General features: G+C 74.0%; 18 protein-coding genes. 14 read left to right on the top strand and 4 right to left on the bottom strand.

The window, feature by feature from the left end; translation table 11 throughout:
- Window positions 1-44: 44 nt before the first annotated feature.
- The 4 genes from AB0K25_RS14615 to AB0K25_RS14600 all read right to left on the bottom strand — a co-directional run bounded on the left by AB0K25_RS14615 (window position 45) and on the right by AB0K25_RS14600 (window position 3,356).
- Entirely contained in the window at window positions 45-437 is a 393-nt protein-coding gene (locus AB0K25_RS14615) for a PAAR domain-containing protein (protein WP_208565740.1), read from the bottom strand.
- Window positions 438-468: 31 nt separating this feature from the next.
- Window positions 469-1,203 carry a response regulator transcription factor gene (locus AB0K25_RS14610; RefSeq protein ID WP_219466684.1) on the bottom strand — a complete coding sequence of 245 codons (735 nt, stop codon included), beginning with the start codon at window positions 1,201-1,203 and terminating at the stop codon, window positions 469-471.
- Window positions 1,200-2,552 (bottom strand): hypothetical protein, encoded by a 1,353-nt coding sequence (locus AB0K25_RS14605; protein WP_219466686.1) that lies wholly within the window; start codon window positions 2,550-2,552, stop codon window positions 1,200-1,202. Before AB0K25_RS14605 ends, AB0K25_RS14610 begins: the two co-directional genes overlap by 4 nt.
- A gap of 186 nt (window positions 2,553-2,738) precedes the next feature.
- Window positions 2,739-3,356 carry a Pvc16 family protein gene (locus AB0K25_RS14600; protein WP_357533284.1) on the bottom strand — a complete coding sequence of 206 codons (618 nt, stop codon included), beginning with the start codon at window positions 3,354-3,356 and terminating at the stop codon, window positions 2,739-2,741.
- A 179-nt stretch (window positions 3,357-3,535) separates the two neighbouring features.
- Between AB0K25_RS14600 and AB0K25_RS14595 the strand changes: the two genes are divergently transcribed.
- From AB0K25_RS14595 to AB0K25_RS14530, 14 genes are all read left to right on the top strand, one after another.
- On the top strand, window positions 3,536-5,101 hold the full coding sequence (locus tag AB0K25_RS14595; RefSeq protein WP_357533286.1) for a phage tail sheath subtilisin-like domain-containing protein: 1,566 nt from the start codon (window positions 3,536-3,538) through the stop codon (window positions 5,099-5,101).
- Window positions 5,102-5,155: 54 nt separating this feature from the next.
- On the top strand, window positions 5,156-5,638 hold the full coding sequence (locus AB0K25_RS14590) for a phage tail protein (RefSeq protein WP_088643766.1): 483 nt from the start codon (window positions 5,156-5,158) through the stop codon (window positions 5,636-5,638).
- Window positions 5,625-6,041, top strand: coding sequence for a hypothetical protein (locus AB0K25_RS14585; protein ID WP_363820528.1), 417 nt, complete (start codon window positions 5,625-5,627; stop codon window positions 6,039-6,041). The genes AB0K25_RS14590 and AB0K25_RS14585 overlap by 14 nt, the downstream gene beginning before the upstream one ends.
- A gap of 2,073 nt (window positions 6,042-8,114) precedes the next feature.
- Window positions 8,115-9,281: a DUF4157 domain-containing protein gene (locus AB0K25_RS14580; RefSeq protein ID WP_363820525.1), complete on the top strand. Its 1,167-nt coding sequence runs from the start codon at window positions 8,115-8,117 to the stop codon at window positions 9,279-9,281.
- A gap of 140 nt (window positions 9,282-9,421) precedes the next feature.
- A complete protein-coding gene (locus tag AB0K25_RS14575; RefSeq protein ID WP_088643770.1) occupies window positions 9,422-9,907 on the top strand; it encodes a phage tail protein in 486 nt (161 codons plus the stop codon).
- Window positions 9,907-11,037, top strand: a complete 1,131-nt coding sequence (locus AB0K25_RS14570; RefSeq protein WP_363820522.1) for a phage tail protein — start codon at window positions 9,907-9,909, stop codon at window positions 11,035-11,037. Before AB0K25_RS14575 ends, AB0K25_RS14570 begins: the two co-directional genes overlap by 1 nt.
- A gap of 13 nt (window positions 11,038-11,050) precedes the next feature.
- Window positions 11,051-12,979 (top strand): phage baseplate assembly protein V, encoded by a 1,929-nt coding sequence (locus AB0K25_RS14565; protein WP_363820519.1) that lies wholly within the window; start codon window positions 11,051-11,053, stop codon window positions 12,977-12,979.
- 8 nt (window positions 12,980-12,987) lie between these two features.
- Window positions 12,988-13,416 (top strand): GPW/gp25 family protein, encoded by a 429-nt coding sequence (locus AB0K25_RS14560; RefSeq protein ID WP_219466709.1) that lies wholly within the window; start codon window positions 12,988-12,990, stop codon window positions 13,414-13,416.
- On the top strand, window positions 13,416-15,356 hold the full coding sequence (locus AB0K25_RS14555; protein WP_219466711.1) for a putative baseplate assembly protein: 1,941 nt from the start codon (window positions 13,416-13,418) through the stop codon (window positions 15,354-15,356). Before AB0K25_RS14560 ends, AB0K25_RS14555 begins: the two co-directional genes overlap by 1 nt.
- On the top strand, window positions 15,356-15,904 hold the full coding sequence (locus AB0K25_RS14550; protein WP_219466721.1) for a phage tail protein: 549 nt from the start codon (window positions 15,356-15,358) through the stop codon (window positions 15,902-15,904). The genes AB0K25_RS14555 and AB0K25_RS14550 overlap by 1 nt, the downstream gene beginning before the upstream one ends.
- Window positions 15,888-17,843: a hypothetical protein gene (locus AB0K25_RS14545; protein ID WP_363820515.1), complete on the top strand. Its 1,956-nt coding sequence runs from the start codon at window positions 15,888-15,890 to the stop codon at window positions 17,841-17,843. Before AB0K25_RS14550 ends, AB0K25_RS14545 begins: the two co-directional genes overlap by 17 nt.
- Window positions 17,844-17,952: 109 nt before the next feature.
- The gene (locus AB0K25_RS14540; RefSeq protein ID WP_363820512.1) at window positions 17,953-19,368 is read left to right on the top strand and encodes a hypothetical protein; all 1,416 of its coding nucleotides are present in this window, start codon (window positions 17,953-17,955) and stop codon (window positions 19,366-19,368) included.
- Window positions 19,369-19,382: 14 nt separating this feature from the next.
- Window positions 19,383-20,090 carry a hypothetical protein gene (locus AB0K25_RS14535; RefSeq protein ID WP_363820509.1) on the top strand — a complete coding sequence of 236 codons (708 nt, stop codon included), beginning with the start codon at window positions 19,383-19,385 and terminating at the stop codon, window positions 20,088-20,090.
- 118 nt (window positions 20,091-20,208) lie between these two features.
- Window positions 20,209-21,561 (top strand): hypothetical protein, encoded by a 1,353-nt coding sequence (locus tag AB0K25_RS14530; RefSeq protein WP_363820506.1) that lies wholly within the window; start codon window positions 20,209-20,211, stop codon window positions 21,559-21,561.
- The last annotated feature ends 12 nt before the right edge of the window (window positions 21,562-21,573 follow it).

The following is a 21,573-nucleotide window of genomic DNA, read 5'->3' as shown; positions in this document are numbered from 1 at the left end:
CGCCGAGCCACCCCCGGCGGGATCGCCCGGGGCCCGTACCCCGGTCAGCCGACCAGCACCTGACCGGTGGCGATGATGCTGCCGGCCGGCAGGGGAGCGGGGTCGTTGCAGGTGTTGACCTTGTCGCCGTGCCGGGCCGCCGGCTTACCGTTGATCAGCACCAGGGCGCTGCCGGCGATGATCGTGCCCTGGTTGTTCGGTGGCGTCTGGAACGGCCCCCCGGTCGGCAGGTGCGGCGGGGAGTTCACCGCGACGCTGCCGACCACGGCGGCCGGCTTGCCCTCGATCAGCACGTCGGTGCTGCACCCGTTGGCGATGGTCCCGGCGAAGGGCATCGGGGTGGGTGTCGGCACCGGACCGGTCGGCGAGGGCACCATGATGATGTGCGTGTCGGTGCCGACCACCTTGTCACCGAGCTTCGCGGCAGGTACGCCCACGATGGAACCCTCCCTTGGGCAGCGGAACCGGTCAGATCAGCCCCTCGCGGATGGCGTGCGCGACCGCCTGGGTGCGGTTGCGGACACCGAGCTGGGTGGTGATCTCGTGCACGATGTTCTTGATGCTGCGTTCCGAGTAGGACAGCTCCCGGGCGATCGTCGCGATGTCCGCCCCGGCGGCGATCATCCGGAGCACCGCGAGCTGGCGCGGTGACAGCGGCAGGATGGTCAGCCCCCGGGGGGCGAGCACCTGCCGCTGGGCCCGACCGACCCGGGTCAGCAGCGAGCTGAGCAGGTCGGTGGGGAGCCTCGCCTCGCCCCGGGCGGCAGCCCGGACCACCTCGCGCAGCAGGGCGGCGGTGCTCTCCGAACGGCGTACCAGACTGAGACCACCCGCCTCGATCGCCTGCAACCCGGCGGTGTCGTCGAGCTGCCCGACCACCAGCACCGGTCGGGGGGCCGGCCGGCCGGTCAACGCGTCGAGCTGGGCCAGCAGCCACCCGTCCACCGTGTCGGCGACGATCACCAGGATGTCCGGGGTGTCGTCGGGTTCGGCCAGCACCACCGGGCGCGCGCCGACCGGGTCGTCGGTCGCCGCAGTGCCGAGCTGGGCCATGACACCGGCCTGGGAGATCGGGTCGCGGGAACGGACCGCCGTACGGATCGGTGCCGGGCCCGGGGCGGTGCCCGCCCGGTGGGCGCTGGCGGCCGGATCGGTGGTGTCCGGACCGGGGACCTGCCCGACGGTGGGGTGCGGGTCGCTCATCGGCTGGGGGAGGGGCTCGGGGTGGGCGCGACCGGCACGAGCTGTCCGGCGAAGTACGCGGCCGGGGTGCACGCCGTGGTGCCCGGGTTCGCACACTTCACCGCGACGGTCACCGGTTGGCCGGCGGAGAACCGCAACGGCTGGACGAAGTGGTAGTCCAGGTCCCGGAAGTTGTTCAGGCCGGTCTCCAGCAGCACGGTGTCGCCCCGCCGCACCTGGAGCAGCCCGGCGTCGCCGTGCGGATTCTGCAGCACGATGTCGGTCACCCAGAGCACCTTCTTGTCGGCCGGCCGGTAGGTGGAGAGGGTGAACTCGTTGGCGGTGGTCGGTGAAGCGCTGGTCGCCACCCGGAAGTCGGCGGCGGTCTCCGGGTCGGCGTTGTCCAGCGTCCCGCCCTGGGCACCCGGCCCGTTGCCGTTGCCCTTTCCGGTTTCGGTCGTCGGGCTCGGGGCCGCGCTCGGTTTCGGGCTGGCGCCGGCCGCGACGATGGCCACCTTCTCGGCCTTCTCGGCGGTCTCCGCCGCCTCGCTGGCCTGGGTCTTCACCTCGGCCACCTCCTGGGACAACTCCTTGGTCTCCACCTTCGCAGCCTCCTTGGCGGTGGACTGCACGGTGGGTTTGAGCACCGCGAACCAGAGCCCGACCAGGGCGACCGCCACCGCGGCGGCCACCAGCACCACCCGGGGCGACCAGGCCGGCAGGACGGACCGCTGCACCAGCAGTCCGTCGCTGGTGATCGGCTCGGCGTCGGGACGGGTCACCGCCACCTGGAACGGCAGGTTGCGGTCCGGGCCCAGCAGGAACCGCTTCCGGGGGCGTACCCGCAGCTTCACGAACGTGGCCGTGCCCGGACGCAGCACCGGCGCGACCGGAAGCACCCGGAAGGTCAGCAGGCGGTCCGGATCGGCCGGCAGCACCTCGACCGTGGTCTCGACGTTGCCGGTGTTGTCGATCACCAGCTGGTGCCGGGCGGCGCGACGCGCCTGGGAGGTACGGGGCACCAGCTCCGTCGCCAGCTCCACGAAGGGCTGCACGGTGACGGTGCCCTCCTCGACCACCGAACCCTCGGGATTCTCCCGCCCCCGGACCCGTACCCCGAAGGCGACGCTGCCGGCCGGCACGGTCGCCGCACGCGGCGGCGTGAACGTCACCCGGGCCTCCTGCTCGGTGCCGGGCAGCAGGTTCATCGTCGCCGGCTCGACCTCGGCCCACGGTGCGGCGTCGCCGACCACGTCCAGGGTGAACCGGTCGACGACGGCGGCGGTGTTACGCACCCGGACGGTGCAGCCGACCGTGCCGCCCGCGGCGACGGTGAGGTCGGTCTCGACAAGTCCCACAGCGACACTCATGCGGGCAGTCTCGCCGTGCGGGTGGGCCGGCAGAACCACGAACGAGGAACACCAAGGGGCAGCCGTGGCTACCTGAACGGGCAACGGAAAGCCTGATCGGGCAACCGGCGACCCGACGGGCGGCCCTCGCCCGGGTGGCCGGGGACCGGCAGGGGCGGCCCGGGCGACCGAGAAGACGGCGGGGCGTCAGCGGGGCTCGCTGATCCCACCCCTGGGCCGGGGCCCCGGCGGGCCACCCGGACCGCCGGGGCGGCCACCGCCACTGTTGACGCTGACCTCACGCGGCGGCGGTGCCAGGTCGGTCTGCGGCTCGGGCACGAACGGCACGAGCAGTTGCAGGTGCAACCCGGTCCGGGCGGTCCCGCCGTGCGCCACCCAGGCGGAGCCGGTGTCCCCCTCGCGCCGGGGCGCGGAGCGCACCACCACCGGCTGGTTCGCCCGGGCCACCGCACCGGTCAGGAACCGGGCCGGCAGGGCGGTGCAGCTCGCACAGCCGACCAGCAGTTCACCCAGCAGCCGGTGCTCCCGCTCGGTGTCAGTGGCCCAGGCGGTCAACAGGTAGCTGAACCGGTACCGGCGGCCCGGCGGGCGACGCCCCACCAGCTGACCGGTGGCGTCGCGCAACTCGTCCCAGGTCGCCGAGACGCCCGCCGAGTCCTCCTCGACGTCCAGCAGGAAGGCCGCGACCAGGTCACCCTCGCCGCGCTGCGCACACCGGTCCGGCGGGTCGAAGACGACCGGCACGTCCGACGGCAGGTAGTGGCCCAGCCAGGCCCGGACCGACAGGTCGACATCCCAGATCATCCACCCACCCTGCCCGCTGCCCGGACGGCACCGCGCCCGGCGGCCGGGCAGGCCGTCGGGGCGGATCGGTTGCCCTTGGGGGCAGAACTGCCTACCCCGGCGGCGGTCCGGCGGGCAGCCCTCGCGGCCGGCCGGCGTTGGCAAGCTCGGCCCCATCACACCGTCGTACAGGAGGTTCGATGCCGACGTATCTGTCGCCGGGCGTCTACGTGGAGGAGGTTTCCTCCGGGTCGAGGCCGATCGAAGCGGTCGGGACGGCCGTCGCCGCGTTCGTCGGCTTCGCCGAGAAGGGGCCGGTCGACGAGCCCACACTGATCACGAACTGGACGCAGTACACCCGCACCTTCGGGGGCTTCGTGGCGGGCAGCTTCCTGCCACTGTCGGTCTACGGCTACTTCCTCAACGGCGGCGGCTCCGCGTACGTGGTCCGGGTGGGTGGTGGTGCCGGTGCGGACTCCGCCGCCACCGAAGCCGCCGGTGAGTCGTACCCGGCTGCGGCCGTACCGGCGGCCGGCGACAACGGGCGGCTCTCCTTCACCGTGCGGGCCGCGCTGCCCGGCCCGGCCGGGCAGGACCTCTCGGTCGAGGTCGCCGACGCCTCCGAGGGCGGCGACGACGCGTTCAAGCTCGTCGTCAAACAGGCCGGCAAGCCGGTCGAGACGCTGGACAACCTGACCACCAAGCGCGGTGCGGGCAACGTGGTCACCGCCGTCCGTCAGCAGTCCAAGCTGATCCAGATCGAGGAGGCGAAGGGCGCCACCCTCGCCCCGCCCCGACGCGGCGCCGAGGTCACCCTCGCCGCGCCCGCGCTGCCGGCCACCACGACCGGCACCGGCGACCTGCGGGTACGCGCCGAGGACTACGTCGGTGACGTCAGCGACCGGACCGGCTTCGCCGGGCTGGAGGCGATCGAGGACATCACCATGCTCTGCGTGCCCGACCTGGCCGCCGCCCACCAGCAGGGCGCCATCGACGACGAGGCGTTCAAGGCCGTCCAGTTGGCGATGATCGCGCACTGCGAGCTGATGGGTGACCGGGTGGCCATCCTCGACCCGCCGCCCGGCCTGCACCCGCAGCGCCTCAAGGAATGGCGGATGGACGTCGCCGGCTACGACTCCAAGTACGCGACCCTCTACTGGCCCTGGGTCAAGGTGATGGACCCGGCGCAGGGCCGGGCGGTCTTCATGCCACCGAGCGGGCACGTCGCCGGGGTGTGGGCCCGCAACGACGACACCCGGGGTGTCCACAAGGCACCCGCCAACGAGATCATCCGGGGCGCGCTCGCCCTGGAGAGCGGGCTGACCAAGGGCGAACACGACCAGCTCAACCCGATCGGGGTCAACTGCATCCGGGCCTTCCCCGGGCAGGGCATCCGGATCTGGGGCGCACGGACCCTGTCCAGCGACGCCGAGTGGCGTTACCTCAACGTCCGGCGGCTGTTCAACTGGATCGAGAAGTCGATCCTGCTCGGCACCAACTGGGTGGTCTTCGAACCCAACGACCCCCGCCTCTGGGACGCGGTACGCCGGGTCATCACGATGTTCCTGCGCCGGGTCTGGCGCAGTGGGGCGCTGATGGGCGACACCTGGTCCGAGGCGTTCTTCGTCAAGTGCGACGCCGAGAACAACCCGCCGGAGAACCTCGACGCCGGCATCCTCACCGTCGACATCGGCATCGCCCCGGTCAAGCCGGCCGAGTTCGTGGTGTTCCGCCTCTCCCAGCTCTCCCAGGGCTCCGGCGACTGACCGGCCCGCGGCGAGCACCCGACCTGAGCGACGACGAGACCAGGAGAACCGAGCATGGCCGGTCAGGGCACCCAGGACCCGAAGCAGAACACCCAGATCATCAGTGCCGCCGTCTTCCGGCTGGAGGTGCCGGGCATGTCGGCGATCAACTTCGCCGAACTGGTCGGGATCAGCAGCGAGGTGGAGAACGCGGAGTACATGGCCGCCGGCACGACCGGGCCGATCTTCTCCCGGCACTTCGGTCGGACCAAGCCGCCGACGGTCACCCTCAAGCGGGGCCTCGACCTCAACGGCGACCTGTGGCTCTGGCACCAGAAGGTGCGCAACATGATGTACGACGCCTACCGGGACTGCGCGTTGAAGCTCTACGGCCCCGGTGACGACCTCAACGGCGACGCCCGGTTGACGTACATGATGACCAACGCCTGGCCGTCGCGGGTGGAGGTCAGCGGGGTCAAGGCCGGAGCCACCGACATCGTCTACCAGACGGTCACGCTGATGTGCGACGACCTGTTCGACTTCAATGCGCGCATCTAGCCTCGCCGAGCCCGCCGCCGGACCGGCGGCGGGCCTGCGGACCGAGTACCCGTTCGTGCTGCCGCGCGGGCTGGTCGACGACCGGGGCGGGGTGCACCGCGAGGGCACCATGCGGCTGGCCACCGCCCGCGACGAGATCACCCCCCAGGGCGATCCCCGGGTACGCCACAATCCGGCGTTCCTCACCGTGCTGCTGCTGGCCCGGACGGTCACCCGCATCGGCGGGGTGCAGGCCGTCGACGTCGATGTGATCGAGCACCTCTTCGCCTCCGACCTGGCCTTCCTCCAGGACCTCTACCGGCGGGTCAACCATCAGGGGCACACCGGGGCCGAGGTGGCCTGCCCCAGCTGCGGGGGGCGCTTCGCGGTGGACCTGGCCGGCGGCCGACCGGGCGACTCCTGACCCACCCGGCAGCCCGACGCCGCACACCCGTACCGGAATCTGAAGGAGGTGGGCATGGCCTGGTCGTTACGGCCCGGACAGCCGTTCTGGCCACGTCGCCGCCGGACGGTCGGGGCACCTGCTCCGGTCGCGCCGGTGCCGCTCGCGTCGTCGGTGCCCACCGACCGGTACCCGGTCCTGCCAAGCCTGCCTTTGCTGACCGTGGCACCCGCCGCGGCGATGGTGACCATCCCGCAACCGGGGACGGCCACGGACGACCCGTCGTGGCCCCCGGCCTCCGCTCACCGCCCGTTCCCCGGCCCGGTCCCGGTGGTCTCCGCGCGGTCCGTCGGGCCGGCTGCGGTCACCGACCCGACCCCGATCCGGTACGACACCGGTGCGGCCCACCGCCCGCCGACCGCTCCGACCCGGTGGGGCAGCAACGGTCCGGCCTTCGACCGTGGCCTGGCTCCCGATCACGGTTCGGCCCCCGGTCATGGTCTGGCTCCCGATCACGGTTCGGACCCCGGCCGTGGCGTGACTTCCGGCCACGGTTCGGCCCTCGACCGTGGGCCGGTGGTGGTGCCGGGGGCGATTGCGGGTCCGGCGGGAGACAGCTTTTCGTCGCCTGAGGTGGGGTGGAACGTGGCCGGTGGTCCGGCCGTAGACGAGGGTTCGACGGTGGGGCATGGCCCGAGCGGGGCGGCGGGCAGGCCCGGCGGAGAGGGTGCCTTCCCGGCACCGGGTCCGTCGGCTGGGCCGGAGAATCCGCAGGGACCAACGTCCGCCGGGCGATCCGACGGGGCCGACGTGGATGCCGCAGCCGCCCGGACGGCAGCGCAGTTCGCCGCCGCCGGTCTGCCCACCGCGCAGGTCTGGCCGCCACCGGGATTCGAGGTCGCCTACCTGGCGGCGGAGGCCACCCGGGCCGCCGAGGAGTCCCGGGCATCGGGCGGCAGCGGGCGTGCCCGGCCGGCGCAGCCGGACACCGGCCGGGGCGCGGCCACCGCCGCCCCCGGTCACGACGGTCGGAGCGACCCGGAGGGGACCCCGCCGTCGGCCGGTGAGGTGCGCCCGGTCGAGGTGGCCTTCGCCGGACGCCGGGGTCGCGCCGCCCGACCGACGACCGCGCGACCGGGCCAGGAGCCGGCCTCCCCGGCGGAACAGGGACCAGCCGATTCGGGTGGCACTACCGACCCGCCCACCGCCGCCCCGGGGTGGCTCGCCGGGCCCGCGACCCAGGAAGCCGGGTCCGCCACCCGGGACCAGCCCGACCCGGGCGGCCGGGTCGGCCCGGACGACGCCACCGGCAGTGGCCGCGACGCCCCCGTCGACCGTCGGCGGGACGGCTCGCCGGACGTCGGGCAGGACCGGCCGGCGGGCGTCGGGCAGGACCGGCCGGAGTATCCGGCGCAGGCTACCGGGCCGGCGGACCACCGGGGCGGGACCCTCGACGAGGCAGGTGCCGTGGTCGGATCGGAAGCCGCACCGTCGGCGCACCCGCCCGGAGGAACACCGGACGGCGTGACCTCGCCGGTCGCAGATGCCACGGCACCGACCCGGGGCACGAACCCGGCCGGGCGACCGGGGTCCGAGAACCTGCCAGTCGCGGACCCCGCCGAGCGGTCGGCGTCCGGGAACCGGCTACTCACGGACCCTGCCGAGCGGTCGGCGTCCGGGAGCCGGACACTCACGGACCCTGACCAGTGGTCGGCGTCCGGGATCCGGACACTCGCGGGCCTTGCGGAGCGGCCGGCATCGGAGGGACGGCCAGGACCGGCGGGGCCCGACATCGCGGACGACCGGCCGGGTCCGGCGGCAGCGCACGACACCGGGGACTATCGGCCCGCCCCACCGGTGGGGCGCGACACCCACCGCCCCGAGCCGGTGTCCCCGCCGTCGTCCTTCTTCCTCACCCGGCGTCCGGAGCAGCCCACGCCGGCCGGCCCTCCGTCGGGTGTGGACCGGGAGCACGGCGGGGCCGGGCAGGGACCGCCGGCCGGCCCGGGACAGGCGGAAACGGTGCCGTCGGTCGTCCCGCACCCACCCGTACCGTCGGCCGAGCGGGTCGACCGGCCGACGGTCGTACCAGCCATGGACGAGCAGGTCCCGGCGTACCCCATCAGGGTCTTCACGGCCGTGCCGACGGTGGCGGCCGACCGGCCGGGCCCGATACCGAGCACCGGGCAGGGGCCCGGGTCGCTGGCGCACCGCGCGGGTCCGCCGCCTACCGAGGTGGGCGACCCGGAGCTGCCGGAGCAGGTGCCGGCCGCCCTGGTGGACGGCTTCCGGCAGCGGTACGGCGTGGACGTCGCGGCGGTGCCGGTGTGGCGGGGCGCGGCGGCCACGGAGGTGGTGCAGCAGGCCGGGGCACGGGCCGCGACCCGGGGTGGTGAAGTCCTGTTGCCGGCCTCGGCCGGGCCGCTGGACGCGCCGCCCGCCCGCGCGCTGCTCGCCCACGAGCTGGCCCACGTGGTGCAGCAGCGGGCGTTCGGGGCGACACCGCCAGCCGAGTCGACAGGCACCGGCCGGGACCTGGAGGCGCGTGCGCTCGCCGCCGAGCACGCCTTCGGCGACGGCGGCGGGCCGGGCGTCGGAGGTCCGCTGCCACCTGCCGCGCTGCTGACCGGCGCGGGTGCCGCGTCGACACCTGCGGGTGCCGCGTCGACGCCTGCGGGTGCTGCCGGCACCTGGGGGATCACCCCCGGCGGTGGGCTGACCTGGCAGGCGAAGCCCGGTGCGGGAGGCGTGCCCCCGGCCGCACTGACCGGCCCGCCGGCCGCACCGACCGGCCCGCCGGCTGCGGCCCACCCGCTCCAGCGGGCGTCGATGGACACCTCGGCGGCCACCCTCGACGACCTGCGGGCGTTGGTGCGGGGCGAACTCGACCAGCAGCAGGACCAGGCCGCCGATCCGCCGGCCGGGCCGCCGTCGGACGCCCTGCGGGCCGAGGTGGCCGCAGCGCCCGCGACGCCCGCGATCGACCGCAGCGCGGGCCGGATCGCCGAGGTACGCGACGCGGTGGAGCGGCTCCGGGCCGAGCTGCGCACGGTGGCCGACCGGGGGCGGGCCACTGCCGCCCGGCTGGACCAGGAGGCCGACCGGGTGCCGGACCGGTCGCCGGGCCGGCCGGTCGACCTGGAGAACCCCGACGACCTGGAGGAACTGGCCGGCCGCCTGTACGGGCGGTTACGCGGGCGGCTCCGGCAGGAGCTGCTGGTCGACCGGGAGCGCAGCGGGCGGCTGACCCAGTTCCGCTGAGCACGCCAGGTGACACGAGGCACGCCAGGTGGCACGAGGCACGGCAGGTGGCAGGACACACGGCAGGCGGCAGGACGCACGGCAGGTGGCACGACCGCACGGACGCGGGTCCAGGACGAGGCGACGAGGAGGGCGAAACGATGGCAGGCGGTCTTTCCACCGCGGCCCGCTTGATGGGCGGCTTCTTCGAGGTCACCGGCGTCAACCACAGGTACCTCGTGGTCATCGACGACGAGCGGTACAACCTCGGCTCCTGGTCCCGGGTCTCCGGGCTGGGGGTGACCTGGCAGGTCTGCGAGTACCGGGCCGGGGACAGCAACGACGTCTTCACGTACGTGGGTGAGCCGACCTACAGCCGGATCAGGCTCAGCCGGGCGGTGTGCTTCGACTCGCAGGTCGTCCAGGAGTGGCTCTGCCAGCAGGCCAACCGGTACCGCCCGCTCAGCGGCACGATCCAACTCGTCGACAGCGTCGGCCTGAAGATCGTCGGCTGGGACCTGAAGCACTTCTTCCCGGTCGGCTGGTCGGTGTCGGAACTCGACCCGAGCCACAGCGGGGTGGCGGTCGAGACACTGGAACTGGCGCACACCGGCTTCCTGCACGACGACGTGAAGTTCTCGCTCTGATGGCCGCCATCTCCGCAGGTCAGCTCGGCGGGATGCTGGGCGACCCGAGCCAGACCGCGCAGGGGCTCGCCTCCGGTGGCCTGCTGCAGATGTTCCGCGACGGGCCGGGGGTCAAGCGGACCCTCAAGCTCGGCCTGGCGATGCGTTTCCAGGTGACCATCGGGGACGTCCCGATCGGGCTGTGGCGGTCCTGCCGGGGGTTGCGGGCCGACTTCCGGCCCGAGGTGGTCCGGGTGACCGGGGACTACGTCGGCCAGTACCACCTGCCCGGCGAGGTCAGCTACGCCCCGGTCGTGCTGGAACGGGCGGTGCACCGGGAGAGTTCCGCGCAACTGCAACAGTGGCTGGTCGGGGTGCTGCGCTCATGGCAGGACGGCACCGGCGACGACACCCGGACCACCGCCCGGATCACCCTGCTCGACGCCGACGGCGAACCGGTCAACAGTTGGCTGCTCTACGGCGTACGGCCGTCGTCGTGGACCGGGCCGGACCTCTCCTCGGACAGCAACCAGGTCGCGGTGGAACGGCTGGAACTGGTGCACGAGGGGTTCTTCCCCGACCTGCAGGCCAAGGCGGAGACGGCCACCCTGTCGTCCCCGTCGCTGGGCCGGGTCACGTTCTCCTACAACCCGGCCAAGATGGGCATCACCCGCTCCTCCCGGGCCAGTCAGCTCGTCGGTCGGGGCCGGGGCGTGGAGCTGACCTCCGACACCGCATTGCGGGTGATGGCCGGCGAGGTGCTGCTGGTCGGTGCCGGGGTGGCCCAGGACGTGCAGAAGCTGATCGCCTTCTCCGGCCCACCGAGCGTCGACGAGCAGAGCCGCAGCGCGTCCAGCATCGAGCTGCCCCGGTTGACGTTCACCTGGGGAAAGCTGTCGATGGCCGTCAACCTGAGCACCCTCAACGTCAACCTGACCCGGTTCGACGGTGAGGGGCAGCCGGTGCGGGCGGAGGCCACCCTGGACCTGATCGTGATCGAAGGGGAGATCTTCCCCAAGCGGGGTGGCCCGGTGCCGACCCGGTCGGTGCGGACCGACCCGGCGCAGTGGCGGCAGCGGGCGCTGGCCAGCGGGCTCGACGACCCGATGCGGGCGCAGGCCAGGGGCGCGTCCGTCGGGGCGCGGCGGTAGTGGGGGCGAGACGATGACCGCGATCGACCGGCACGGTCTGCTCTGGGGTACGGCGACCCTGCGCCCCCGGGTCACCGTCGGCACCGCCGGCCGGGCGCTGCCGACGGCCGCCGCCGACCAGCTGGTACGGGTGGTGGTGGACACCCAGGCCGCCCTGCCGGACATGTTCGAGCTGACCTTCGCCGACCTCGACGGCAGTGTGCTGCGTACGGCCGGGTTGGAGCTGGGCACCGCCGTGCAGGTCTTCGGCCCGACCGGGGACGGCTCGGCCGAGCACCGGTTGATCAGCGGCGAGGTGACCGCCGTGGAGGGGCACTTCGTGGACGTCAGCGCCCACGTGGTGGTACGCGGTTACACCCACGACCACCGGCTGCACCGGGTACGGCGGACGCGTACCTTCCTCAACCAGTCGGATGCCGACGTCGCCCGGCAGGTGGCGACCGCCGCGAAACTGTCGGTCGGCACGATCGACGCCACCACCGGCCGGTTGGCCCACCTCTCCCAGGTCGCCCAGACCGACTGGGAGTTCCTCAGCGCCCGCGCCCGGGAGATCGGCTACGAGATCGGCGCGGACGGGGACCGGTTCCACTTCCGCCGGGCGGCCACCGCCCGCCGGGCCGGCAGCCCGGTGCCGTTGACCTTCCGGGGCAACCTGCGCCGCTTCCTGCCCCGGGTCAGCGCCGGCAACCTCGCCCCCGAGGTCGAGGTGCGCGCCTGGGACCCGGTCGCCGCGACGGTGGTGGCGAGCCGTACCGCGACGACCGCCGACGGGGTGAGCCTGGCCGGCCCGACGCCGACCGCCGCCGCCGACACCTTCGTCCCCCGGGGCGCGGCGGCACCGCCACGGGCCGGCAACAGCGCGGTCGGTGACGTCGGGCCGGCCCCCGGACCCCGCGCGCACGTCCTGGTCGGCCGGGGGCTGCCCGTGCCCGGTCGGGCCGACGGCGCGGTCACCCAGGTCGCGAAGGGGCTCGCCGCCAGCATCGGTGGCGGGTTCGCCGAGGCGGAGGGGGAGGCGCTGGGCGACGCCCGGTTGGTCGCCGGCAAGGCCGTCAAGGTCGACGGGGTGCCCGCACCCTTCGCCGGCACCTGGACGCTCAGCGCCGCCCGGCACGTCTTCGACGAGACCGGGGAGGGCTACCGCACCGAGTTCACCGTCGGCGGTGCCGAGGACCGTTCGTTGCTCGGGCTGACGAACGTCGGCGGGACCGGCGGGGGCGGTGATCCGGCCCGGATCGACGGGGTGGTCTGCGGGGTGGTCAGCAACGTCAAGGACCCGCAGAACCTGGGCCGGGTCACCCTGGCGCTGCCGTGGCTGTCGCCGGACCACGAGACCGACTGGGCGCCGGTGGGGCAGCTCTTCGCCGGCCCGACCGGGGGCGCGTTCTTCGTCCCGGAGCCGGGTGACCAGGTGCTCGTCGCGTTCGAGTTCGGCGACGTACGCCGCCCGTACGTGCTCGGCAGCCTGCCCAGCCGGCACACCGGGTACGGCCTCGACGGCGGCCAGTCGTCGTCGACGAAGCCCGGGGCGACCGGGGTGAAGTCGGTGGGGCAGACCAGTTCGGTGATCCGGCGCGGCCTGCTGTCACCCGCCGGCAGCCGGTTGGTCTTCCACGACGAGGTGCCGCCCGGCGGCAAGGGCCAGCCGACCGCCGCCGACGTGGTGCTCGGCACCAAGGGCGACAAGCTGTCGCTGGCGATGGACCAGGTTGCCGGCACGGTGACCCTGCGCTGCGCCCCCGACAAACCCGGCAAGCTGGTCATCGAGTGCACCGGGCAGACCGCCGTGGAGATCAAGGCGGGGCCGGGCGGCAGCCTCACCCTCGACGGCGGCACCAGCCTGAAGCTCAAGGGCAAGACGGTCGACATCAGCGGTACGCAGGTCAACATCAGCGGCACCGCGTCGACCGCCATCAAGGGCAAACCCATCCAGCTCAACTGAGGAGTGCCATGCAGGCCGACGTCATCGGCACCGGGTGTGCCTTTCCGCTGCGGGTCCAGCCCAACGGCCGACTCGCCATGATCAGTGGTACCGCCCTGCTGGAGCAGGCGATGTGCGTGATCCTGGCGACCTACCCGGGTGAGCGCCCGATGCGCCCGGAGTTCGGCTCCCGGCTGCGCGACTTCGTCTTCGAGCCGGTCACCGGGCAGACCCGGCGGGCGGTGGCGGTGGAGGTGCGCGCCGCGTTGGAACGCTGGGAGACCCGGGTCGAGATCGACGACGTCACCGTCACCGAGGACCCGGCCGGTGGTGACGGGCTGCTGCACATCGAGGTCCGTTACCGGGTACGCGACACCGACGAGCCCGGCACCCTCGGGCTCAACCTGCAGACCCTGCCCGGGGACCGGGAACTGACCGGCTCGGGGGTGCTCGGCTGATGGCACTGCCCGCCCCCGACCTCGACGACCGGGGCTTCGACGACCTGGTCGGTGACGCCCGCCGGTTGATCGCCGACCGCTGCCCGGAGTGGACGGACCTGCACCCCGCCGATCCGGGGATCACCCTGATCGAGACGTTCGCCTCCCTGACCGACCAGCTCATCTACCGGCTCAACCGGGTGCCCGACCGGCTCTACGTGAAGTTCCTGGAGCTGATCGGGGTACGCCTGGTGCCGCCCACGGCCGCCCGGACCACCCTGACGTTCTGGTTGTCCACGCCGGCCCGCGCCACCCAGCTCGTCCCGGCGGGGACCCGGGCGGTGACCGTCGCCGACGGCGGGGACCCCCTGGTCTTCGCCACCCTCACCGACCTCGCCGTGCCGCCGTGCGCGCTGACCCAGCTGCGGGTCCGGACCGCCGACGGGGTCACCGACCAGACCGGCGCCCTGGAACTGGGTGGGCCGGTGGTGGCGTTCTCCCCGGTGCCGCAGCCCGGCGACGAACTGCTGATCGGGCTGGACCGGCCGGTGGGCGGCTGCGCGGTGCGGCTGGAGTTCGAGGGCCGGGTCGACGGTGTCGGGGTCAACCCGCTGCACCCGCCGCTGCGCTGGGAGGCGCGCGGTGCCGACGGTTGGCTCGACTGTGAGGTCGGGTTGGACGAGACCGGTGCGCTGAACCGGCCCGGCGCGATCCTGCTGCACGTGCCCGACGGGCACCAGGCCAGCCTGGTCGACGGGGTGCTGGCCGGCTGGCTGCGGGCCCGGGTGGTCACCCCGCAGGAGGGGCAGCCCGGCTACAGCGCCTCACCGGTGGTCCTCGGGCTGGCCGCGAACACCGTCGGCGGCACCACCGAGGCGGTGCACGCCGACCTGGTGGACGACGAGGAGTTCGGCGACTCCGAGGGGGTGCCCGGCCAGCGGTTCACGCTGACCCGCCGGCCGGTGCTGGCCGGCTTCGGCGACCCGGTGCTGGAGGTCAGTTCCGACGACGGCTGGCAGCGGTGGTCGCCGGTCGAGCACTTCGCCGGTAGCGGCCCCGGGGACCGGCACTTCCTGCTCGACGGGGTGGCCGGTGAGGTGGTGTTCGGCCCGGCCGTCCGGCAACCCGACGGCACGTTGCGCCGCTACGGCGCGGTGCCGCCCCGGGGCGGCCGGCTGCGGCTGCGCCGGTACGCGGTCGGCGGCGGCAGCCGGGGCAACGTCGGCGTCGGCGCGATCACCGCGCTGCGTGCCTCGATCCCGTACGTGGCGGGGGTGGAGAACCGGCACCCGGCCAGCGGCGGGGTGGACGGCGAGACCCTGGACGAGGCGCGTCGCCGGGGCCCGTTGACCCTGCGCAGCCGCAGTCGCGCGGTGACCGCCGAGGACCACGAGGTGCTGGCCCGGGAGGCCGCCCCGGAGTTGGCCCGGGTCCGCTGCGTGCCGAGCAACGGGGACGGGCCGCCGGTGGCGCGGCTGCTGGTGGTGCCGGCAGCCCCCGCCGAGGAGGGGCGGCTGCGGCTGGAGGACCTGATCCCGGCCGAGTCGAGCCTCGCCCGGGTGGCCGGCCGGCTGGACGAGACGCGGCTGATCGGCACCCGGGTGGTCGTCGAGCCACCCCGCTACCGGGGGGTGACCGTGGTGGCCCGGGTCGTCGCCCGGCCCCGGGTCGTCGTCGAGCGGGTCCGGGAGGAGGGCCTGGCCGCCCTGTACGGCTTCCTCAGCCCGCTGGCCGGCGGTGGCCCGGACGGTCAGGGCTGGCCGTTCGGGCGTCCGGTGCAGGCCGGTGAACTCTTCGCCGTGTTGCAGCGGGTACGCGGGGTGGAGCTGGTGGAGGACCTGCGGCTGTTCACCGCCAACCCGGTGACCGGTGAGCGGGGCACCGAGGCCGGCCGGATCGACCTGGAACCGGACAGTCTGGTCTTCTCCTTCGACCACCAGCTCCGGGTGGAGGAGCACTGATGCGCGGCCCGGTCGACGTGGCGATGCCGTACCCGATCGCCGGTTTCCTGCCCGCCCTGTTGCAGGAGGACGACCTGCTGGTGCGCTGGACCGAAGGGCTGGACCAGGTGCTCGCACCGGTGGTGTCCACGCTGGACTGTCTCGACGCGTACCTGGACCCGTGGTTGGCCCCGCCGGATTTCCTGCTCTGGCTCGGTGCCTGGGTGGGTGCCCACCTCGACGAGAACTGGCCGGTGGATCGGCAACGCGCGATGGTGGCCGGCGCGGTCGCCGCGCACCGGCTGCGGGGGACGGTCGCCGGGCTGCAGATGGCCCTGGAGCTGGCCACCGGGGGTGAGGTGGAGGTCCTCGACTCGACCGGGGTGTCCTGGTCGACCCGGCCGGAGCCGTCGTCGGCCGCGCTGCCGCCGGCCCGGGTGCACGTACGGGTGTGGGTGGCCGAGCCCGGGAGGGTCGCCGGGCACGCCCTCGACGAGTTGTGCCGCGCGGTCGTACCGGCGCACGTGACGACGACCCTGGAGGTGCTCGACCGTGATCATCTGTCGTGAGTGCGGGAACCACAACGGTGACGCGGACACCTTCTGTGGTTCCTGCGGCAGCTTCCTGGAGTGGACCGGCGAGAAGACCGCGCCGAAGATCCCGGTCGAGACGGTACGGGAGGCCGAGCAGGAGTTCCGGCAGAAGCCCACGCTGTTGCAGCGCATCGCCGGGGTGATCGCACCGGCCCCGGGTGGCTCCCCGGTCGACGAGGGTGTGGTGCGGGTCGGTGACGGGACGGGCCGGGGGTCGGCCGGTGGACCGCCGGGTCTGCGTCCCGGCCCGCCCGGGGTGCGTCCGGGGCCGCCTGGCGCGGGTCCGCCCGGAGTGCGTCCCGGTCCGCCGGGGACGACACCCCCCGGGGTGCGTCCCGGGCCACCCGGCCTGAGCCCGCCCGGGGTGCGTCCCGGTCCGCCGGGGACGACACCGCCGGGGGGCCGCTCCGGTCCGCCCGGGTCGGGTCCGCCCGGGTCGCGGCCGGGTCCGCCGGGGTCGGGTCCGCCGGGCGTGCGCTCCGCCCCGCCGGGAGCCGGCTCTCCCGGGGCGCGGCCCGCACCCCCGGGGTCACGCCCGCCGGGGGGCCTGCCGCCGGGTGGTGCCGGCGGGTCGGCCGCGCAGGTCGTGGCGGGCGACGGGCCGGCGGCGGTGACGGTGCCGTCGCGCCGGCTGCCACCGCCACCGCCGGGCGTGCCGGCGGCCCGGCTGCCGGACCGGGCGGCCCGCCCCGGTCCGCCGACGTCCGGCCCGGCGGGACTACCCGGTGGTCCGCCCGCCCCGCCAGCGGTCGACGGGTCGGCCGGCACCGGCGCGGTGTCCACCGACGCGTCGTCGGCGCGGGACGGCACCCCGGACACCACCGCGTCGGAGGTCGCGGTGCCGCCGCGTCGGCTGCCGCCACCGCCACCCGGGGTGGCGGGTGCCCGCCTGCCGACCGCCCCGGCCCGCCGTGACCCGCGCGCCGCGCCGCACACCAGTGCCCTGGTCGCGGCCGAGGGCCCGGCCGACCCCGCGCCGCCCGGGTCGACCACCACCGGCGGGCGGGTCGGCGCGCGGCGGGCGACCACCGCTGCGGCGACGACCGGACCCGGGGAGGTCAGTCCGCAGGCGGTACGCCCCCGGGCGGCGACCGTCGGCCACCAGCCGCCCACCCGACGCCTGCAACCCGGTGACCTGGTCTGCGGCGAGTGCGGCGAGGGCAACGTGCCGACCCGCCGGTTCTGTAGCCGGTGCGGGGACTCGCTGCGTACCGCCGAGGTGGCCCGCCGCCGCTGGTGGCAGCGCCTGCTGCCGCGACGGGGCCCCCGGGTCACCGCCGCCGGGGCCCGCCCCGGCACCCCCGGCGGTGGCGGGGCGGGTGGGGTCGGCGGCGTGCTGCACTCCATCTACCAGCGGTCGAACGCGGTCGCCGCGGTGCTGCTCTTCGCGATCGGGGTGGCCTACCTGATCTATCCGCCGCTGCGGGAACGGATCAACGGTGCGGTCTCCGGGCCGGTGACCGGGGCGCGGGACTGGGCCGACCGGAAGATCAACCCACGGTTCGTGGCCGTCCGGCCGGTCGAGGTGACCGGCGGCGCGTCGGTACGGGACCACGGGCCGGCGCTCAGCGTCGACCAGTACCGCAACACGCACTGGCAGGTGCGCTGGGACGCCGAGAAACCGCCGACGGTCACCCTGCGCTTCGCGGCCGAGGTCGACCTCCAGCGGCTCATCGTGACCGCCGGCACGGCCGAGGACTACACCGCGTCGCACCGGCCGAAGACCCTGCACCTGGTCTATTCCACCAACCGGTCGGACACCCTGGCCATCGAGGACACCGGGGAACCGCAGACGCTGACCCTCGACGGGGCCGACGGGGTCACCAGCGTGCAGATCCAGGTCACCGACGTGCACCGGGCCGAGAAGGGCACCGACGTGACGGTCAGCGAATTCGAGTTCTTCGCCCGGGAGTGAGCGTGCCGGGCAGCGGGTGACGCCGGGGCGCGGCCCCGGGGAGCGGCACCTGACAACCACCACCACCGTCGGCCAACGGGCCCGACGGTCCCACGTCGGAGGTGTATCCGTGACAGAAGTCGCCATCGCCCTGAACACCACCGCGAACATGATCGGGTTCGCGCAGGGGCAGGCCAAGGGGCTGACAGACGGGGTGTTCCAGGTCAGCGGGTTCAGCAACGCCGGCTTCCCGACGGAAGTGCCGCTGAACCAGTTGATCTCACCGGCGCCGATCGCCGACGGCCAGCTCGTCATGGTCCGGGGCGGCCAGTCCCGGCAGCACGTCTACTGGCTGCGTTACCTGCGCCGGGGCATCGGCGTCACGGACAAGAAGCGGGTCTGTGTGGAGCTGCTGGTGCGCTTCACGACCTTCGACTACGTGCCGAAGGTCGGTGACGACGGCCCGACCGCGCAGGAACGGGCGGTCCTGCGTGACTACCCGTGCTGGGGGATCACCGACCTGAGCGTGTCGCTGATGCCGACCGGCCGGGGGCGCAACCCGTTCAACAAGTTCAACGAGTCCGGCAGCCTGACCTTCGACGCGGCCGTCGCCAACGACGGTATGCCCCACCTGCGGATCAACTACCGGGTGCAGCACCAGGCGAAGAACCTGCTCGGCGCACCCCTCGGGTTGAGCCACAACGACGCCGGCGCGTTCCTGGTGCACAGCAACGGCAGCTTCGAGATCAACCACGGTGAGGGGCGTACCGACAAGCACTTCCGGATCACCCCGCTCAGCGGCAGCGTGCACCAGCGCCCGACCCGGGTCGACCAGGTCGGCCAGGCGGGCACCACCACCGTGCTCAACGCCCAGCGCATCGAGCTGGGCGGGATCGACCACGGTGGCCGGATGCTCGACCCGCACGAGTACCGGGGCATGCAGGTGATCGGCTTCGAGCGGATGAACGGCCCGAACACCATCACCGTCCTTAACAACGGCCAGCAGCCGGTCGTCGCCTCGGCGGCGGAGGCCGACGGGCACGAGGCGGCGCTGCGACTGGAGTACGTCCGCGACGGTGCCGTGCTGGGCCGGAAGGTCCGCACCAAGATCAGGGCGTTGCTGCTGCTGCGTTTCACCCTGGTGCCCTACCTCACCGCACCGGACGACCAGGGCAACCGGCAGATCGTCTACGTGAACGGGGTGCGGTACACCGCCTTCCGCGACGTCTCCCTGCGGGTGCTGGAGGTGGGGCGCGGCGAGGCGGCGGTGGTCGGGGAGAAAGGCGAACGGTACGACGTCGACGCGGTCAAGAACCGGCACCACGAGGAGTCGACGCTGTTCTTCGGGCCGTACGTCGAGGAGGTCGAGGGGCAGGTCGGCGTGCAGCTCAGGATCGACTGGGCCGCCGAACACGCCGGTGCCGAGGGCCGCTCCCGCAGCCACCGCAACAAGGGGCAGTTCCGGCTCGGGGTCAACCAGTCGGGCAGCCCGGTGCTGCGCCTGCTGGACGCCGACAGCAACAAGTACTTCACCGTCACGGGCTGAGCGGGAGACGAGCGATGAACTATCCAGAGAACTTCGACACCACCGGCCCGGCCGGTCTGGACGACTCGTACGCCTATCTGAGCTGGGCGGTCGTCAGTGCGCACCGGATCATCGCCGAGCAGCCGGAGACCGGCTGGGAGCTGCTGCCCGACCTGCTCGGGCAGGGCTGGGGCGACCCGGACTGGTACCAGCGCAACGGTTGGCTGGCCGACTTCTACGACACCGTCTACCACCAGGCCAGTTCCCTCACGCCGGTGCAGGTCTTCGCCGTCGACGAGCTGGGTGAGCCGGCGGCGGAGATGGCCCGGATGATCGACTCGGTGACCCAGCACTGGGTGGCCGCCGCCCATCAGGCCGCCGAGCAGGACCAGCAGAGCTACGACGAGCAGGCTGACGACCAGCACCCGTACGACGGTCAGGCCCACGACGGGCAGGCCTACGACGAGTCGGGCTATGACGGGCAGGCCTACGAGGGGCAGGCCTACGACGGGCCGGGCCCCGACGGGTCGGGCGGGTCGGCGTACCCCGTCGAGCAGCCGGAGCCGGACGCGTCGTCGCCGGAACCGCTGGCCGACCTCGACCCGGCTGCCGCCCGGGAGGTGCTCGACCGCGTGCTGGACGACGAGGTGGACGATCTCTCCGAGGCCGACCAGCGGGTCCTGGCCACGGTGCTGACCGACGAGAAGTTCCAGTACCTGGCCCGCGAGTACGACCTGGTGTGACCGCCGACGCCGGGCCGGCACCCCGCCTGCCGGCCCGGCGTCCGCCCCACCCCACGGACCCACCGGTCACCGCCACGACCCCGGACCCCCGACCGGGCGGACAGAGGGAAAGCACGCCGTGACCACCATCGAGTACGAGCCCGAGGAACTCTCCGGCAACCGGTTCACCGTGACCGGCTTCCGCGACGCCGCCCTGCCGGTCGGGGAGTTCCTCGCCGACGAGTTGTGGCCGGACGAGCAGGACGGTGCGGTGTGGCTGGACCGGGGCACCCAGACCCGGCGGCACTGCTACTGGCTGCGGTACCGCTACCGGGGCCCGGGTCCGGGGCACCCGAAGCTGGTGGCGGTGGAGCTGGTGATCCGGTTCAGCACCTTCCCCTACCAGGTCCGACCCGGCACCGACCGGTATTCACCCCGGTCGACGCTGCCGGTGCCGGGCCTGTGGGGCATCGAGGATCTCAGCATCTCGTTGCGGGACACCGGGGCCGGCGGTCGGAACCCGTTCAACAAGTTCAACGACGCCGGTCAGCTGGTCTTCGAGCCGGAGATCGGGTTCGTTCCCGCCGCCGGCACGGGCGTCGCGGTGCCGGCGATCCGGGTCGTGCACCGGGTGCGGCACGTGGCCAACCCGATCGTCGGGGACGGGTACGCCCCCGGGCACGAGGAGACCGGGGCGCTGACCGTGCACAGCGACGGCGGGATCACCCTGGAGCCGGCGTCCGGGACGCCTGGGTGCTCGTCGTGGCGACTCGTCCCGGTCAGCGGGTCGGTGCACGACCGGCCGATCGTCGGGGCCGAGCCGCCACCCGGGCGCAGCCTCACCGTCTACCGGGCGACCGGCGTCACGGCCCCGCCACCGGTCACCGCGATGCGGGTGTCGACCGGTCGGGCCCGCCGGGGCGCGGTCGAGGTGCAGGGATTCGAGCGGGTCGCCGGCCCCGACCAGATCGGGGTCTGGCACACCGGTCACCCCCGCTGGTACAGCGCGTCGATGGGCGGCGACATCCGCGACGACGGGATGATCGTGGAGTACGCCCGCGCCGGTGACCGGGGTGACGACCGCCGGGCCGGCCGGGTCCGGGCCCGCCTGGCGTTGCACCTGCGCACCTGCTGCTACCTGATCGAGCAGAACGAGTTCGCCGACGCCGTCGTCTTCCACCACGGCCGCCGGCACCCCGGCTTCGTCGACGTGTCGCTGCGTCCCCTGCCCGACGACGGCGACCCTACCGGGGCCGCCGCCCCTACCGGGCCGGTCGGGTCGCGGCTGCGGTTCGTCCCCGAGTGGTACGAGGGCACCGACGACGAGGTGCCGGGGTTGCTGGTCCGCTGGTCCGAGGAGGCGGTGGGCCCGGCAGCCGACCCCGCCGTGCCGGTCGGTGGCGCGTTCCTGATCACCGTGGACGCCTCCGGCGGGCCGGTGGTCCGTTTCGCCGACGAGCAGACCTACCAGCATCTGACCGTGTTGAGCTGAGCGGAGACAAAC

The organism is Micromonospora sp. NPDC049257 (genome assembly GCF_040678915.1).
Classification (GTDB): domain Bacteria; phylum Actinomycetota; class Actinomycetes; order Mycobacteriales; family Micromonosporaceae; genus Micromonospora; species Micromonospora antibiotica.
Note: the sequence above shows the minus strand (reverse complement) of the source record. Positions and strands in the feature narration are given on the sequence as shown.

Coding starts and splice junctions, on each gene's coding strand:
- AB0K25_RS14560 (WP_219466709.1), top strand. CDS start 12,988: ATGCAGGCCGACGTCATCGGCACCGGGTGTGCCTTTCCGCTGCGGGTC.
- AB0K25_RS14595 (WP_357533286.1), top strand. CDS start 3,536: ATGCCGACGTATCTGTCGCCGGGCGTCTACGTGGAGGAGGTTTCCTCC.
- AB0K25_RS14600 (WP_357533284.1), bottom strand. CDS start 3,356: ATGATCTGGGATGTCGACCTGTCGGTCCGGGCCTGGCTGGGCCACTAC.
- AB0K25_RS14570 (WP_363820522.1), top strand. CDS start 9,907: ATGGCCGCCATCTCCGCAGGTCAGCTCGGCGGGATGCTGGGCGACCCG.
- AB0K25_RS14575 (WP_088643770.1), top strand. CDS start 9,422: ATGGCAGGCGGTCTTTCCACCGCGGCCCGCTTGATGGGCGGCTTCTTC.
- AB0K25_RS14605 (WP_219466686.1), bottom strand. CDS start 2,552: ATGAGTGTCGCTGTGGGACTTGTCGAGACCGACCTCACCGTCGCCGCG.
- AB0K25_RS14580 (WP_363820525.1), top strand. CDS start 8,115: ATGGACGAGCAGGTCCCGGCGTACCCCATCAGGGTCTTCACGGCCGTG.
- AB0K25_RS14550 (WP_219466721.1), top strand. CDS start 15,356: ATGCGCGGCCCGGTCGACGTGGCGATGCCGTACCCGATCGCCGGTTTC.
- AB0K25_RS14555 (WP_219466711.1), top strand. CDS start 13,416: ATGGCACTGCCCGCCCCCGACCTCGACGACCGGGGCTTCGACGACCTG.
- AB0K25_RS14565 (WP_363820519.1), top strand. CDS start 11,051: ATGACCGCGATCGACCGGCACGGTCTGCTCTGGGGTACGGCGACCCTG.
- AB0K25_RS14610 (WP_219466684.1), bottom strand. CDS start 1,203: ATGAGCGACCCGCACCCCACCGTCGGGCAGGTCCCCGGTCCGGACACC.
- AB0K25_RS14585 (WP_363820528.1), top strand. CDS start 5,625: ATGCGCGCATCTAGCCTCGCCGAGCCCGCCGCCGGACCGGCGGCGGGC.
- AB0K25_RS14590 (WP_088643766.1), top strand. CDS start 5,156: ATGGCCGGTCAGGGCACCCAGGACCCGAAGCAGAACACCCAGATCATC.
- AB0K25_RS14535 (WP_363820509.1), top strand. CDS start 19,383: ATGAACTATCCAGAGAACTTCGACACCACCGGCCCGGCCGGTCTGGAC.